Origin of the sequence: Streptomyces sp. NPDC050416 (assembly GCF_044458845.1) — a bacterium.
Taxonomy (GTDB): Bacteria; Actinomycetota; Actinomycetes; order Streptomycetales; family Streptomycetaceae; genus Streptomyces.
Genome location: NZ_JBITII010000001.1, coordinates 721,138 through 736,136, shown reverse-complemented (window position 1 = coordinate 736,136; position 14,999 = coordinate 721,138). Strand labels below are relative to the sequence as shown.

General features: G+C 71.8%; 12 protein-coding genes. 4 read left to right on the top strand and 8 right to left on the bottom strand.

Annotated elements, in window-relative coordinates:
- Positions 1-2 precede the first annotated feature (2 nt).
- A complete protein-coding gene (locus ACIBL4_RS03350) occupies positions 3-1,295 on the bottom strand; it encodes an MFS transporter (protein ID WP_399405999.1) in 1,293 nt (430 codons plus the stop codon).
- Positions 1,296-1,431: 136 nt separating this feature from the next.
- Positions 1,432-1,857, bottom strand: a complete 426-nt coding sequence (locus ACIBL4_RS03345; protein ID WP_399406556.1) for a MarR family winged helix-turn-helix transcriptional regulator — start codon at positions 1,855-1,857, stop codon at positions 1,432-1,434.
- 209 nt (positions 1,858-2,066) lie between these two features.
- On the opposite strand from ACIBL4_RS03345, the gene ACIBL4_RS03340 reads away from it, so the two are divergent.
- The 4 genes from ACIBL4_RS03340 to ACIBL4_RS03325 are packed head-to-tail and all read left to right on the top strand — an operon-like array spanning position 2,067 to position 5,857.
- Positions 2,067-2,984, top strand: coding sequence for an SDR family NAD(P)-dependent oxidoreductase (locus ACIBL4_RS03340; RefSeq protein ID WP_399405997.1), 918 nt, complete (start codon positions 2,067-2,069; stop codon positions 2,982-2,984).
- Positions 2,985-2,995: 11 nt separating this feature from the next.
- Complete coding sequence (locus ACIBL4_RS03335; RefSeq protein ID WP_399405995.1) at positions 2,996-3,871, top strand: amidohydrolase family protein; 876 nt, start codon at positions 2,996-2,998, stop codon at positions 3,869-3,871.
- A 10-nt stretch (positions 3,872-3,881) separates the two neighbouring features.
- A complete protein-coding gene (menE, locus tag ACIBL4_RS03330) occupies positions 3,882-5,390 on the top strand; it encodes an o-succinylbenzoate--CoA ligase (protein ID WP_399405993.1) in 1,509 nt (502 codons plus the stop codon).
- An 11-nt stretch (positions 5,391-5,401) separates the two neighbouring features.
- A complete protein-coding gene (locus tag ACIBL4_RS03325) occupies positions 5,402-5,857 on the top strand; it encodes a MaoC family dehydratase (RefSeq protein WP_184990973.1) in 456 nt (151 codons plus the stop codon).
- Between the two features lie 18 nt (positions 5,858-5,875).
- Here the strand turns inward: ACIBL4_RS03325 and ACIBL4_RS03320 are convergent, their stop codons facing one another.
- The 6 genes from ACIBL4_RS03320 to ACIBL4_RS03295 are packed head-to-tail and all read right to left on the bottom strand — an operon-like array spanning position 5,876 to position 14,920.
- On the bottom strand, positions 5,876-6,703 hold the full coding sequence (locus ACIBL4_RS03320; protein WP_399405991.1) for a PaaX family transcriptional regulator C-terminal domain-containing protein: 828 nt from the start codon (positions 6,701-6,703) through the stop codon (positions 5,876-5,878).
- A 24-nt stretch (positions 6,704-6,727) separates the two neighbouring features.
- Positions 6,728-7,576 (bottom strand): hypothetical protein, encoded by an 849-nt coding sequence (locus ACIBL4_RS03315; RefSeq protein ID WP_399405989.1) that lies wholly within the window; start codon positions 7,574-7,576, stop codon positions 6,728-6,730.
- A 4-nt stretch (positions 7,577-7,580) separates the two neighbouring features.
- Entirely contained in the window at positions 7,581-9,257 is a 1,677-nt protein-coding gene (locus tag ACIBL4_RS03310) for a PHP domain-containing protein (RefSeq protein WP_399405987.1), read from the bottom strand.
- Between the two features lie 17 nt (positions 9,258-9,274).
- The gene (locus tag ACIBL4_RS03305; protein WP_399405985.1) at positions 9,275-11,101 is read right to left on the bottom strand and encodes a LamG-like jellyroll fold domain-containing protein; all 1,827 of its coding nucleotides are present in this window, start codon (positions 11,099-11,101) and stop codon (positions 9,275-9,277) included.
- Positions 11,102-11,135: 34 nt separating this feature from the next.
- A complete protein-coding gene (locus ACIBL4_RS03300) occupies positions 11,136-14,069 on the bottom strand; it encodes a glycoside hydrolase family 2 TIM barrel-domain containing protein (RefSeq protein ID WP_399405983.1) in 2,934 nt (977 codons plus the stop codon).
- Positions 14,066-14,920 carry an alkaline phosphatase family protein gene (locus ACIBL4_RS03295; RefSeq protein WP_399406554.1) on the bottom strand — a complete coding sequence of 285 codons (855 nt, stop codon included), beginning with the start codon at positions 14,918-14,920 and terminating at the stop codon, positions 14,066-14,068. The genes ACIBL4_RS03300 and ACIBL4_RS03295 overlap by 4 nt, the downstream gene beginning before the upstream one ends.
- Between the last annotated feature and the right edge of the window lie 79 nt (positions 14,921-14,999).

Genomic DNA, 14,999 nt, shown 5'->3' with positions numbered 1-14,999 from the left:
CCTCAACGCGGGGTCCCTTCCAGGGTGGGCGCGGTGGCGGCGGGGGAGTCCAGGGCGTCGGTGTGCGTCTCGCGCAGTCGCCACACGGTGACGGCGGTGATCGCCGCGCCCGCGCACAGCAGCAGCGAGACGGGCGTGCTCCCGCCCCCGTACGAGGCGAGGAGGCTGCCGGCGATGAGCGGGGAGAAGCCGGCGCCGATCAGGGTGGCCGCCTGGTAGCCGAGGGAGGCGCCGGTGTAGCGGACGCGGGTGCCGAACATCTCGGTGAGCAGGGCGCCGAGCGGCCCGTACATCGTGGACTGGGCGACACCGTGACCGAGGGCGAGGGCGAGGATCAGCAGTCCCGGCGAGCCGGAGTCGACCAGCGCCAGGACGGGGAAGGCGAGCGCGGCGGAGGCGACCGCTCCGGCGAGCACGACGGGCCGGCGGCCGACCCGGTCCGACAGCGCGGACGCGGCGGGCAGGACGACGAGGGCCACGCAGGAGGCGACGGTCACCGCGGTCAGCACCTGCGGGCGGGTGTACCCCTCGTCGACGGCGTAGGAGATCATGAAGCTGGTCAGCAGCGACTGCGTGGTGAAGGCGCCGATGCCGACGCAGGCGGCGAGCAGTACGGGCTTCGGGCGGCGCAGCACCTCCAGGATCGGCGGCTTGTCCATCGGTTGCCGCTTGACCTGGGCGAACAGCGGGCTCTCGGCGACCTTGAGGCGCACGAACAGCCCGACGGCCAGCAGCACGATGCTCAGCAGGAACGGCACCCGCCAGCCCCAGGAGCGGAACTCGTCGTCGGGCAGACCGGCGACGAGGGTGACCACACCGGCCGACAGCACGGAACCGAGCGGGGCGCCGAGCTGGGTGAAGCTGGACCACAGGCCGCGCCGGGAACCCTGCGTCTGCTCGGCGTGCTCGACGACCATCAGCATCGCGCCGCCCCACTCGCCGCCGATCGCGATGCCCTGCACCACGCGCAGGGCGACCAGCAGGATCGGAGCCCAGACGCCGATCGCGTCGTAGGTGGGCAGCAGGCCGATGAGGAAGCTGCCCGAGCCCATCAGGACCATGGTCAGCAGCATCATCGACTTGCGGCCGATCCGGTCGCCGAAGTGGCCGAAGACGATGCCGCCGAGCGGTCGGGCGAGATAGCCCGCGGCGAAGGTGCCGAACGCCGCGATGGTGCCGACCGCCGGGTCGGCCCGGGGGAAGAACAGCTCGCCGAAGACGAGCGCGGCGACCGTGCCGTAGACGAGGAAGTCGTAGAACTCGACGGCCGTGCCGAGCAGGCCGGAGACGGCCACGCGGCGCAACTGCCGCGAATCGGGGGCGGGTTGAGCGGCAGAAGGGGATGGCTGCACGGGAGCTCCCTGGGGACGGGTCTCGGTTGGCCGATGAAGTTATGCATCTCCCGTGCGGCCGTCAATCATTTGCACAACATCAGTTCAGTCCGTCCTCGGCGATCCGCAGCAGCAGCGCGTGCAGCGCGTCCCGCTCGGCCGGGTCCAGCGGGCCCAGGAGCTCGTTCGTCACCCGCTGGCCGGCCTCGTCGGTGTCGCGCAGGAACGCGCGGCCCTTCTCGGTCAGCGCGACGATCCGGCTGCGGCGGTCGTCGGGGGAGGCGCGGCGCTCGGCGAAGCCCTGCTTCTCCAGGTCGTCCACCAGGCCGACGATCGCGCTCGGGTCGTAGCCGAGCCGGGTGCTGAGCTCGCGCTGGAGGACGCCCTCGGAGGTGGCGAGGAAGCGCAGCACCGCGTAGTGGCGCAGACGCAGGCCCGATTCCTGGAGGCAGGCGTTGAAGAGCTGTCCCGAGCGCAGGCCCAGGCGGTACAGGAGGTAGCCGGTGTCGGCGTGCAGCCCGCGCATCCACGGCTCGTGCGCGTCGATGGGCTTCGGGGTGACGTTCTGGCGTGTGATGACGGGCTCCCTGTGCTCGGTGCTTCCTGGTGATTCCAGCATCTCGCACCCGTGGGTCCTCAACAACTATTGACGTCGACAATTATTGCTCTTAGCTTCGATCTCGTAGCCGCACCCCGTGCGACTCGTAGCCGCACCCCATGTGGAGGGACCCACCCGTGCCCAGCATCGATCTCACCGGCAAGGCCGCCGTCGTCACCGGAAGCGGCCGGGGCCTCGGCCTCGCCTACGCCCACGCCCTGGCCGCCCACGGCGCCTCCGTGGTCGTCAACGACGTCGACGAGGCGGTGGCCGAGGCGGCCGTGAAGTCCATCACCGAGGTGGGCGGCAAGGCCGTGGCGGAGGTGGTCCCGGTCGGTACGGCCGAGGCGGCTGACCGGCTGGTCGCCCGCGCGGTCGAGGAGTTCGGCCGGCTGGACGTCCTCGTCACCAACGCCGGCATCCTCCGCGACAAGGTGCTGTGGAAGATGACCGACGAGGACTTCGACGCGGTGATCACCACCCACCTCAAGGGCACCTTCACCTGCGCCCGCGCCGCCGCCGTCCGGATGCGCGAGCAGGGCGAGGGCGGCTCGCTGATCCTGGTCGGCTCCCCGGCCGGCCAGCGCGGCAACTTCGGCCAGACGAACTACGCCGCCGCCAAGGCCGGCATCGCGGCGATGGCCCGCACCTGGTCCATGGAGCTGGGCCGCGCGAACATCACCGTCAACGCGATCGTGCCGGTCGCCGCGACCGCGATGACCGAGACGATCCCGGCCTTCGCCCCGTACATCGAGGCCATGAGGAACGGCGAGCCGCTGCCGGACTTCCTGCGCAAGGGCGAGGGCTTCGGCACCCCCGAGGACTGCGCCGCCCTGGTCCCGTTCCTGGCCTCCGAGGCCGCACGCGGCGTGACCGGCCAGTGCATCGGCATCGGCGGCGACAAGGTGGCACTCTGGTCGCATCCGCAGGAGATCAGGGCGGCCTACGCCGACGGCGGCTGGACCCCCGGCACCCTCGCGGACGCCTGGCCCACCTCGGTCGGTGCCGAACTCCAGTCGGTCGGCATCCCGGCACCGAAGTTCCCGGAGGCGTGATGGACCCCTCGATGAACGTCGACGACCTCGTCGCGATCGACGTCCACACGCACGCGGAGGTCTCCTCCAAGGGCCACTCCTCCCTGGACGACGACCTGCACGACGCCTCCTCCGCCTACTTCAAGGTCGAGGGCAAGCGGAAGCCGACCCTGGAGGAGACCGCCGCCTACTACCGTGAGCGGAAGATGGCCGCCGTGATCTTCACGGTGGACGCCGAGTCCGCCACCGGCACGGCGCCCGTCCCCAACGAGGAGGTCGCCGAGGCCGCCGCCGCCAACGGCGACGTCCTCATCCCCTTCGCCTCCATCGACCCCTTCCGCGGGAAGGCGGGAGTGAAGCAGGCCCGGCGCCTGGTCGAGGAGTACGGGGTGAAGGGCTTCAAGTTCCACCCCAGCATCCAGGGCTTCTTCCCCAACGACCGGTCGGTGGCGTACGACCTGTACGAGGTGATCGAGGAGACCGGCACGATCGCCCTGTTCCACACCGGCCAGACCGGCATCGGCGCCGGCGTGCCCGGCGGGGGCGGCATCAGGCTCAAGTACTCCAACCCGCTGCACGTGGACGACGTCGCCGCCGACTTCCCGCACCTGAAGATCATCCTGGCGCACCCTTCGTTCCCCTGGCAGGACGAGGCCCTGGCCGTCGCCACGCACAAGCCGGGCGTGCACATCGACCTGTCCGGCTGGTCGCCGAAGTACTTCCCGCCGCAGCTCGTGCAGTACGCGAACACGCTGCTGAAGGACAAGGTGCTCTTCGGCTCCGACTTCCCCGTCCTCACCCCCGACCGCTGGCTCGCCGACTTCGACAAGCTGACGATCAAGGAAGAGGTCCGGCCGAAGATCCTCAAGGAGAACGCCGCCCGTCTGCTCGGGCTGACGACACCGTAAGGGGCGTGACATGCGCAACGAGGGACTGGGGTCATGGCCCGCACGCCGGGCCCGCAAGACCCCGCACCGCACCGCCCTGATCCACAGCGACACCATCCACACCTACGCCGGCCTGTACGACCGCACCACCCGCCTCGCCCACGCCCTGCGCGAGAGGGGCGTGCGCCGCGGCGACCGCATCGCCTACCTCGGCCCGAACCACCCCTCCTACCTGGAGACCCTGTTCGCGGCCGGCACGCTCGGCGCGGTCTTCGTCCCCCTCAACACCCGCCTGGCCGGCCCCGAGATCGCCTACCAGCTCGCCGACTCCGGCGCCAAGGCCCTCGTCTACGGCCCCTCGCACGCCGGTCTCGTCGCGGGACTGCCGGGCAGCACGGACGTCCGTACGTACGTCGAAGTGGGCGCCGAGTACGAGGAGGCGCTGGCCACCGCCTCCCAGGAGCCCATCGACACGCCGGTCACCCCGGACGACACCTGCATCATCATGTACACCTCGGGCACGACCGGCCGCCCCAAGGGCGCGATGCTCACCCACGGCAACCTCACCTGGAACGCGATCAACGTCCTCATCGACCACGACCTGGTCGCCGACGAACGCGCCCTGGTCTCCGCCCCGCTGTTCCACACCGCCGGGCTGAACATGCTGACCCTCCCGGTCCTGCTCAAGGGCGGCACCTGCGTCCTGGTCGAGGCCTTCGCCCCGGACGCCACCTTCGACCTGATCGAACAGCACCGGATCACCTTCATGTTCGGCGTGCCCACCATGTTCGACCAGGTGGCCCGGCACCCGCGCTGGCCGGACGCCGACCTGTCGTCGCTGCGCATCCTGACCTGCGGCGGCTCCCCGGTCCCGACCCCGCTGATCGCGGCGTACCAGCGGCGCGGCCTGACCTTCCTCCAGGGCTACGGCATGACCGAGGCCGCCCCCGGCACGCTGTTCCTGGACGCCGAGCACGCCGTCGCCAAGGCGGGGTCGGCGGGCGTGCCGCACTTCTTCAGCGACGTACGCGTCGTACGGCCCGACCTCGCGCCGGTCGAGGTCGGCGAGGTCGGCGAGGTCGTGGTGCGTGGGCCGCACGTCATGCCCGGCTACTGGGGGCTGCCCGAGGAGACGGCCGCGTCCTTCGCGGACGGCTGGTTCCGCAGCGGGGACGCGGCCCAGATCGACGAGGACGGCTACGTCTACATCGTCGACCGCATCAAGGACATGATCATCTCCGGTGGCGAGAACATCTACCCCGCCGAGATCGAGGACCAGCTCCTCGCCCACCCGGACATCGTCGAGTGCGCGGTGATCGGGGTGCCGGACGACAAGTGGGGCGAGGTGCCCCGCGCGGTCGTCGTACCCCGCGAAGGCTCCGCACTCGACCCCGACGAGGTGCTCGCGTCGCTCGCCGGCCGCCTCGCCAAGTACAAGATCCCGAAGTCGGTCGTGGTGGCGGACGAACTGCCCCGCACCGCCTCCGGGAAGCTCCTCAAATCCCGTGTGCGCAAGCGCTACGGCACCGACTCCCAGTGAAGGACGGCTCCATGAGCATCACCGTCAACGGCCTCGACGAACTGAAGAAGCTCGCGGGCAGCGACCTCGGCACCAGCGAGTGGATCGAGGTCACGCAGGAGCGGATCGACACCTTCGCCGACGCGACCGGGGACCACCAGTGGATCCACGTGGACCCCGAGAAGGCCAAGGAGGGTCCCTTCGGCGCCCCCATCGCGCACGGCTATCTCACGCTCTCCCTGTTCATCCCGCTGTTCACCGAGTTGCTGGACGTCCAGGGCGTGACGACGAAGGTCAACTACGGCCTCAACAAGGTGCGTTTCCCCTCCCCGGTGAAGGTCGGCTCCCGCATCCGGCTCGTGGCGAAGCTCGCCGAGGTCGAGGAGGTGCCGGGCGGCGTGCAGATCACCGTCGACGGAGCCATCGAGATCGAGGGCGGCGCCAAGCCGGCCGCGGTGCTCCAGAGCCTGTCGCGGTTCTACGCCTGACGACACTGAGACGGCGTGCTACGCCTGAGGCCGCGCGGGCACCAGGTCGAGCAGGCGTTCCGAGGCGTCGCGCGCGAGCGGTGAGAGCCGGTCGTGCACCGTCCGGAACGTCTTCTCGGCCTGTTCCGCCGGCCAGTCGTCCGGCAGGTGCTTGACGGGCAGGCGCGGATCGCGCCGGACGATCCGCAGCCACTCGGTCGCCAGCCGCAGCCGCAGCACGAGAGCGTCGTCGGCCTCCGGGAGGTCGTCCTCCCAGGACTGCCAGCGCCGTACGAACGCCTCGTAGCGGCCGGCCAGGTCGGACAGCTCCCACGTCTCCTCGATCATCTGCCCGATGTCCATCCCGGCGTCGGCGTGCGCCCGGAAGACCTTCACATGGGCGGACAGGCCGAGCTCTGCGACCAGAGCCGACACGTCGACCTCGCCCGGCGCGATCCACAGGCCGTTGAACAGCGGGCCGAAGCCGCTCCAGGTCAGCTGGGAGCGCAGGTCGTGGCGCTGGCGCTGCCAGGACTCGGGCAGGGAGAAGCCGAGTAGGGTCCAGGTGCCGTCCCAGTGCCGGTTGACGGCACCGGTCTGCCAGATGCGCCGCTCGCCGTCGCGCAGCACGGCCTCCGAGCGCCCGGTCAGCCCGAAGTACATCCGGCGGCCCTCGCGCTGGCGGCGCAGCAGGTCGCGGTTGACCATGCGGGTCAGCGTCGAGCGAGTCGCCTGCTCGCCGATCCCGGCGCGGGCGAACACGTCGATGACGCTGCCCGAGTACACGCACACGTCGCGCCCGAGTACCTGGTCGCCCAGGAACGTCAGCATGAGGGACTGGGGCCGCAGCGACTCTTCACCGGTCACGCGGCCCACCGTACCTCCGCTCGATCAGTCGGTGACCTGCCGGTACGCGTGCACGGCCGTCGTCACCGCGCACACGCCCGGCGGGATCATCTGCGCCCTCAGGGTGCCGCTGTTCGTGTCGTAGTCGACGCCCTCCGTCTCGAAGGCGCCCGTGCACACGCTGCGCTGCGGCAGCGCGAAGAGACTCGTCACCGCGCCCGTGACCGGCTGTCCCTCCAGCTCGCGGGGCAGGTCGACCTGGAGTAGCGGCCGGATCTCCGGGAAGGAGGTGCCCGAGGCGTCGTTCGAGGCGCACAGCAGGCGGGTGCCGGTGACGAAGTCGCAGCCCTGGATGTCGCGCACGGGCTTGTCCAGGGTGATCTGCCCGGCCTCCTTCAGCTCACCGCCGGTGGGCGGCGTGGAGGGGTTCAGCAGGGGCGCCGGGAAGACCTGGAGCCGGTTCTGCGTGCCCCACTCGCCCGAGACCAGCCACTGACCGTCGGGCGAGACGGCGGCGAAGGAGTTGTTCAGCTTCTCGCCCGGGTTCAGCGGGTGGACGTACTGATAGCGCTTCCCGGCCGGGGTGGTGACCGCGAACATCTTGGACGTGGCCGTGTCCGATCCCTGGTAGGCGTCGAAGACATGGCCGCGCGCTATGTCCGGGTCGCCTATGTGGTTCCAGCCCTTGACCCGCAGGTCCAGCGGGATGGAGGCCAGCCCGCGGTACAGCAGGGAGCCGTCCGCGCGGCTGGCCAGGCCCTGCCCGCCGCCGAGGGTGTCGGTGTACGCCGTGCCGATCTCGGCCCACTGCGGGGCACCGGCGGCCGAGGCCGTGCCGGCACCCAGCGTGAAGGCACCTAATAACGCTGTAGCGGCGAGCAGTTGACGTCTCATCAGGTCAGGCACCTTCCACGTCGACGAATACCGGGTTCGCATAGAACCACGTATCCGCCCACGGGTCACCGTCCCCGGGCGCGTGCGGAACCGGCCCGTGCGGGTCGACCGACGCGCCGAGGTAGCCGGTGCCGTTCCGGTTGCCGTCGCTGCCGCGCAGCCGGACGTAGAAGGACTCCTCGCCCGCGGTCAGCGCGATGCGCAGCGTGTAGGTGCCCGTGCGGCCGGAAACGTCCTGCGAGCGGACGACGCGGGTGTCGGGGGCCTTCCAGGTGTCGCGGTCGGCGACCGGGCCGCGCACCGCGCCGCGGATGACGTCCACGTGCGCCAACTCCGGCAGGATGCCCTGGGGGTTGGGCCGCGAGGCGGTCGTCACGGTGACGTTCAGGGTGAGCTTCTCGCCCTTGCGGACCCGCAGCCGGCCGCCCAGGGTCACGCCCCTGCCCCGGTCGCCGTCCCGCTTCAGCCGGACGTCGAGCCCGTCGAGCAGATGCCCGTGGTCGAGCCAGACCCGGCCCGCGCGCAGGCCCGCCATGACCGCGCGGTAGCCGTAGCGGGTCACGCCCACGTGCGTACGGCTGAACTGGCCCGGCCAGAAGTCGCTGCCCGGCTGCGGGGCGTCCGTGTTCACCGGGTCGGGCAGCTTCCCGGTGCTGTCGAAGGTCTGGCCGGGCTGCCAGTCGCCGTTCTTCCAGGTGTCGAAGACGATCCGGTGGGCGTCGGAGTTGGTGGTGACCGAGAACAGCCGCCCCTCGGCGAGCATGGAGTCCCACAGGCCGCCGACGGTGGCGGTCGCCCAGTCGAAACCGCCGTACGTCAGGTAGGCGTCCGCCGGGTAGTCGGGCCAGGACTGCGCGGACGGCTTGTTCTCGTACTCGCCGCGGATCGACGTGGCGCCGCGCCAGCCGGGGATGGCCGCGCCCTGGGCACCCGGCGCGCCCTCCATGCCGATCATGATCCCGGGCGCCGCGTCCCGCCAGGCGCGCATCTCGTGCGGGGAGTCGATGCCCAGGCGCATGGGGTGGTTGGCGAGGACCAGCACGTCGTCGACATAGCCCGAACGGCGCTGCTCGCCCAGCCACTTGAGCGCCTTGACGGCGTGTGCCTCGTTGCGGGCGGTGTCCGCGTCGGCGGGGCCGCCCTTGTCGTAGCCGAGGAGTTTGCCGTCGTAGGCGCGCTCGAACCGGGTCAGCAGGTCGACCTCGTGCGGTCCGGGGGCGGTGAACACCGTACAGTGCTCGGCCGCCGGGATGTACCACTCCAGGCCCTGGAAGATCAGCTGACGCGGGTTCTTGGCCCGCGCCTGAAGGATCTCCCGGTGCTCCATGGCCGCCCCGAAGTCGGCGTGCCCGAAGTTGGAGTGCTCGGTGAACACCATCCAGTCCAGGCCGTACTTCGCGCCTGCGGCGGCCAGTTGGGAGAACGTGTACTTGGCGTCGTGGCTGTAGACGGAGTGGACGTGGTGGTCGCCGACGAGGTAGGCGAGGCGGGGGTCCTCGCCGCCCAGTTGTCTGTCGCCGCCGTCGGCGGCCAGGGCCGGGGTCGCCGCCGAGCCCAGGGCGAACGCGGCGCCGAACAGGCCCGCGCGGCGCAGGAGCCCGCGGCGGGAGACGCCCTGGGGGTCGAGGGCGGAGGGGGAGACGGACGGGTCGGCCCAGGCGGGCAGTTGCTGCTCGGTCATGAAGGTTCCCGGGGAGGTCAGTGGTTCATGAAGGAGGTGACGGGCAGCGCCCGCGCGACGATCCGGACGTCGCCGAGCCGGCCGTGGAAGATCTGGTCGATCGTGCCGCCGTACTCGTAGCCGCCGAGCAGCCACGGCAGGCCGACGGAGGTGATGCCGACGGAGGGAGCCTTGGGATTGCGGACGACCGGGCAGCCCTCGACGTACAGCGTGGTGTGCCGGCCGTCGTTGACGACCGCGAGGTGCCACCAGGTCTCCAGCGGGGTCTCCTGGCCCCAGTTGGTGGCGATGCCCTGCTGGTTGAGCGGCCGCATCGCCCACTGCGGTTCGCGGTCGTTGGACAGCGACAGCGTGGCCAGCGGCTCGTCGGGGTCGTCGGCGGTCTTGCCGGCGGCGCCGCCCGTGCCCGTGCGGCCGACCAGGCCCGACCAGGCGTGGTGGTCCGGGTCCCAGTCGGCGGGCAGCCGGTAGAACGCCTCGATGGTGTAGCCGTCCCGGAACGTGGCCGAGTTGAGCGGGGCCCCGTCGACCGTGCGCAGATAGGCGCCCTTCAGCGGTGACTTGAACCCCTGGAACTCCAGGCTGCCGTGGCCCGGCTGGTCGGGGTGGTGGTCCGCCGACCAGCCCAGCGCGCCGCCGCCCACCGTGACGAGCGAGAGGTCGTTGCCCCGCCCGGACAGGTCCCGGACCGTGCCGTCGGCGGGCTTGTCGAAACGCCAGTACGCCGCGGTGCCCGGGATCAGCATCTTCGAGGCGGGCCGCGCCGGACGGGCGGGCACGGGCGCGAAGCCGGAGAAGCGTTCCTCGAAGTCGATCTCGACGGAGAACCGGTCGGCGTCGCCGCTCAGCTCCATCTCCTGCCGCTCCAGCTCGTTGAGCCCCTTCCCGGCCCGGCCCAGGATCCACGGGGAGACCGTCTCCACGTCGATGACGTTCCGGTCCAGGTCGAACCGGTAGAGGCGGATCATCGCCGCGCCGCCGAAATAGCGGTTCTGGTAGTTCGTCAGATGCAGATGGACGTCGTGCCCGGCCGCGTTCTTGCGCGTCGCGCGGGCGGCGGGCCAGTAGTGCCCGTTGAGGGTGAGGAAGATCTGGTCGTGGTCCTCGACCAGCTGGTCCCACAGCTGCTGCCCGTAGTCCGACAACGAGTCGTCCTCGACGACCAGTTCGTGCGTCGTGAGGATCACGGGCGTCTTGGGGTGCCGCGCCATGACCTCCTTCGCCCACGCGTACCCCTGCGGCGACAGCCGCCAGTCCAGCGCGAGCACCATCCACTGCCGGGCGCCCGCGGTGAACAGGTGGAAGGTGTTGTAGCCGTCCGGGGAGGCACCGCCGAACGTCCGCTGCCCCTTGAACCGCTCCGGCCCGAAGGCGTCCAGATACGGCGTCGCACCGCGCTGGTCGGTCGTCGACGACTTCACGTCGTGGTTGCCGGCCAGGACGCTGTAGCCGACGCCCCGCCGGTCCAGCAGCCCGAACGCCTCGCCGATCGCCGCGAACTCCTCCTTCGCGCCGTTCTGCGTGAGGTCCCCGAGGTGGGACAGGAAGACGAGGTTCTCCTCCTTGCCGTGCTCCAGCAGATAGCGCAGCGACGCCTCGACCGGTGCCCTGTCGATGCTCGGCCCGTCGAAGAGGTACTGCGTGTCCGGCACCACGGCGAGCGTGAAGCGGCGGCTGCGCGGGTCGGGGCGCGGGCTCGCCGGAGCCGCCCGGGCGGTGACGGCCGGCAGCGCGGCCACGGCCGTGGCGGTCGCGCCGAGCAGGGCGGTGGCGCGCAGGAAACCGCGTCTTCCGGCGCCGGCCTGGGGGGCTTCGCCCAGGTCGTGATCACGCGAAGTGCACACAGGTGCTCCAGAGGTGACTCGAGAGGGGGAGAACTCAGAGAACGCGCAGCGTCCAGCTCCAGCGGTGGACGCCGACCGGGACGAGATAGGTGGCGAAGGTGTCGGGCCCGCAGGAGGCCGTGCCGAGACCGCGGTGCGCCGCGTCGATGTGCACCACGCACCCCGCCCGCGGCACCAGTTCGTCGTGATGCGCGGCCGAGGCGAGGTCGGCCGCGCGATGGCGGGTCACGCAGACCTGGCGGGGCCGGTCCAGCCGCACCGCGAGCCCGGTCGCGTCGGGCGCGGACAGCGTGAACCGCCGCACGCCGTGCCGCCCGCCGCTCTCCTGGGGCCGCAGGTACGGCGTGAACAGCTCGTCCACCGGCAGCGCGTGGTGGCCGACGGGCGCCCCCGCGCCCCGGTCCGGGTACGACTCCCAGGGGCCCTTCCCGAACCACTCCAGCAGGTTCAGCCCGGCGGCCGTCTCGAAGACCGAACCCAGCCGGGCCACGTCGTCCAGCGCCTCGGGCAGCTCGGCGCACTCCTCCACGAGCAGCCCGCCCTCGACCGCCGTGAACACCTGCTCGTGCCGGACCGTCCCACCCGGGCCGACGTGGTCGGTGACCACGGACACCCGCCCCGGGTCACGCCGTACGGCGACGACCTTGCGGGTGAGCGCGTCCAGACCCCAGTCACGCCAGCGCGCCGCCATGCCGCCCAGTTCGTCGTTGTCGGTGGGCGCCCGCCACAGCGACAGCGTGGGCCCGGCCGTGAGCAGCGGATGGACGAGCAGCCCGTCCTCGTCGACCTCGACTTGGCGGTTCCTGACCGGCGTGTGCCGCACCGGCTCCGCGGCCCGCAGCCGCACCTGCGGCAGGCAGACGACCGTGCCGCGCGGCGCCCACGGCTCGTCCCGGGCCGTCGTCACCCGCAGCGTCAGCCATGCCTCGCCGCCGTCCTCCGGCAGCTCGAACGGCAGCGGTACGGCGGCCGTCTGGCCCGGCCGCAGCTCGGGCAGCTCGGCGGGGGCGGTCCGGGTGCCGCCGTCGGCGAGGGACAGCTCCCACTCGCCGGACAGCCAGTCCAGGCCCCGGAAGTGCTGATGGTTGCCCAGGACGACGCCCTCGTGCCGGAAGCACTCGATGCGCAGCGGCGCGGCGATCTCCCGGTGCTCGGACATCACGGGCTTGGGGGTGCGGTCGGGGAAGACGACCCCGTCGGCGATGAAAGCGCCGTCGTGGTCGGTCTCCCCGAAGTCGCCGCCGTACGCCCAACGATGGCCGGGCGCGGCGACACCGTTGTCATAGAGCCCGGCGCCCCCGCGCCCGGCCGGTCTGCCGTCGTTCACACGCTGGAGGATGCCGTGGTCCCAGAACTCCCAGATGAACCCGCCCTGAAGACCCGGGGTGGCCTCGATGGCCTCCCAATGGTCGGCGAGCGTGCCGTTGCTGTTGCCCATGGCGTGCGAGTACTCGCACTGGATGAGCGGCTTGGTCTGCGTCCCGGACATGGCGTGCGCCAGACACTCCTGGAGCGGGGCGTACATCGGGCAGGCGATGTCGGAGACCAGGTCCGCGTCGGCCCAGCCGCGCTTGGCCGCGCCCTCGTACTGCACCGGCCGGGTCGGATCGTGCCGGCGTACCCAGCCCGCCGCCGCGTCGTGGTTCGCGCCGTAGTCGGACTCGTTGCCCAGCGACCAGATGATGACGGACGGATGGTTCTTGTCCCGCAGCACCATCCGCGCGACCCGGTCCACGAAGGCCCCCAGATAGCGCGGGTCGTCGGCGATCTCGTGCGCGTGGTCGTGGGACTCGATGTCGGCCTCGTCGACGATGTAGAAGCCGAGCTCGTCGGCCAGGTCGTACAGGGCCGGGTCGTTCGGGTAGTGCGCGGTGCGGATCGCGTTGAAGCCGAACCGCTTCAGCAGGACGAGGTCGGCGCGCATGTCGTCGTACGAGACGGTCCGGCCGGTCAGCGGATGGAAGTCGTGCCGGTTGACGCCCCGGATGAACACGCGCTCGCCGTTGACCAGCAGGTCCCTGCCGGTGATCTCGACGTCACGGAAGCCGATCCGGTGGTGCGAGCTGTCGGCGACCGTGCCGTCGGCGCGGTGCAGCCGGACGGTCAGGCCGTACAGCTCGGGCGTCTCGGCGGTCCAGGCGCGCACGTCCGGCACGGCGGCCCGCAGCCGGGCCTCGCCGAGGAAGGCGGAGACGCGCTCGTCCTCGACGCCCGCCCGGTCGAACTCCGCGTCCTGCGTGAGCAGCAACCCGTCCAGCTCCCCGCTGACGTACCAGCCGTCGGGCATGGCCCCGCCGGAGTCCCGCACGAGGCAGTCCACGCGCAGGTCACCGTCCCACCGTGCCCGCACGGTCACGTCCGCGAGATGCAGCGGGTCGGTGGCGAACAGCAGTACCGAGCGCGTGATGCCGCCGTGCCACCACTGGTCCTGGTCCTCGATGTGCGAAGCGTCGGACCACTTCACGACGGTCAGCCGTACGGTGGCCCGCTCGCCGGGGCGCACCACCGGCGTCAGGTCGAACTCGGCGGCGAGGTGGGAGTCCTTGGAGATCCCGACGGGCCGCCCGTCCACGTGCACCAGCAGCACGCTCTCCGCCGCCCCGACCTGGAGCACGATCCGCCGCCCGGCCCACTCGGCCGGCACGTCGACCGCACGCTCGTACACCCCCGTCGGGTTGGCGGCGGGCACGTCCGGCGGGAACTCGGCGAACGGCATACGGACGTTGAGGTACCGCGGCAGATCGTCCGTCCCCTGCATGGTCCAGACACCGGGGACGTACGACGACGACCAGTCCTCGCCCACCGGGGCGTCCGGCGCGGGCAGCAGCTGGAAACGCCAGTCGCCGTCCAGGGAGACGGCCCCGGGCCGCCGGTCGACGGCGTTCATGGGGAGCCGCCGCCAGGAGGTCATCTCGGGGGCTTGCCAGGGGCGCAGGGCGATCAGGGGATCGGGGAGTGCGTCGGTCATGGCCATTCCGAAGTCGGTGGGGTGGGCGGGGCAAGGGCACGGCCCGGCAGGCCCCAGGCGGGGTCGACGGGGATGCCGAGACGGTCCAGGACGGTGGGGGCGATGTCGACGAGGCGGGGCGTGTCGAGCCTGGTGCCTCCGGGCATGCCGGGCTCGGCGAGGATGACGAAGACCTCCCGTTCGGCATGCGTGTCGCCGCCGTGGCCGCCGGTGTCGAGGTGACCGTGGTCCGTGGTGACCAGCACGGTCCAGTGCTCGTGGGCGCGCCGCGCGTCGATCGCCTCCAGGAGCCGTCCGAGGTGGGCGTCCTGGGCGAGGAGGGCCCGGTCGTAGGCGGGGGAGAGGGGGCCCGTGGCGTGGCCGGCCTCGTCGGTGGCGCCGAAGTACACGAACACGGCGTCCGGGTCGTCCTCGGTGAGCCACCGTGCGGCGGTGTCGGCGACGAGGCGGTCGGTGGGTTCGTAGCCGTCGGACTCGCCGTCGTAGCGCACCCGTCGACCGATGGCGGGGCCGAGGACGCCGCGGTCGACCAGTTCCGGCCAGGACACCACGGCCGCGGTGCGCAGACCGGGCCGGGCGGTGGCGGCGCGGCTGAGGAAGTCGGGGTACCGGGTGTAGTCGGCACCGAGGAAGTCGTTGCCGGTCACTCCGTGCCGGTCGGGCCACACGCCGGTCAGCACGCTCGACCAGCCGGGGCCGGAGTCGGTGTAGGCCGGGCCGGCCGACGGCCCGTCCTCGGCCCGGCCGTAGGGCAGCAGGCTGGTGCCGTGGGCGCCGGTGGCCATCAGGCCGTGCAGCACGGGTGCGGTGGCGAGGGACCGGATCAGCCGGTCGTGGCGGAGCCCGTCCATGCCGACGACGAGCACCTTGGCGCGTGCGCTGCTGTCCGTCACTGGTTGCCTCCCTCGTCGCTCGTGTGTGCTGCACTGG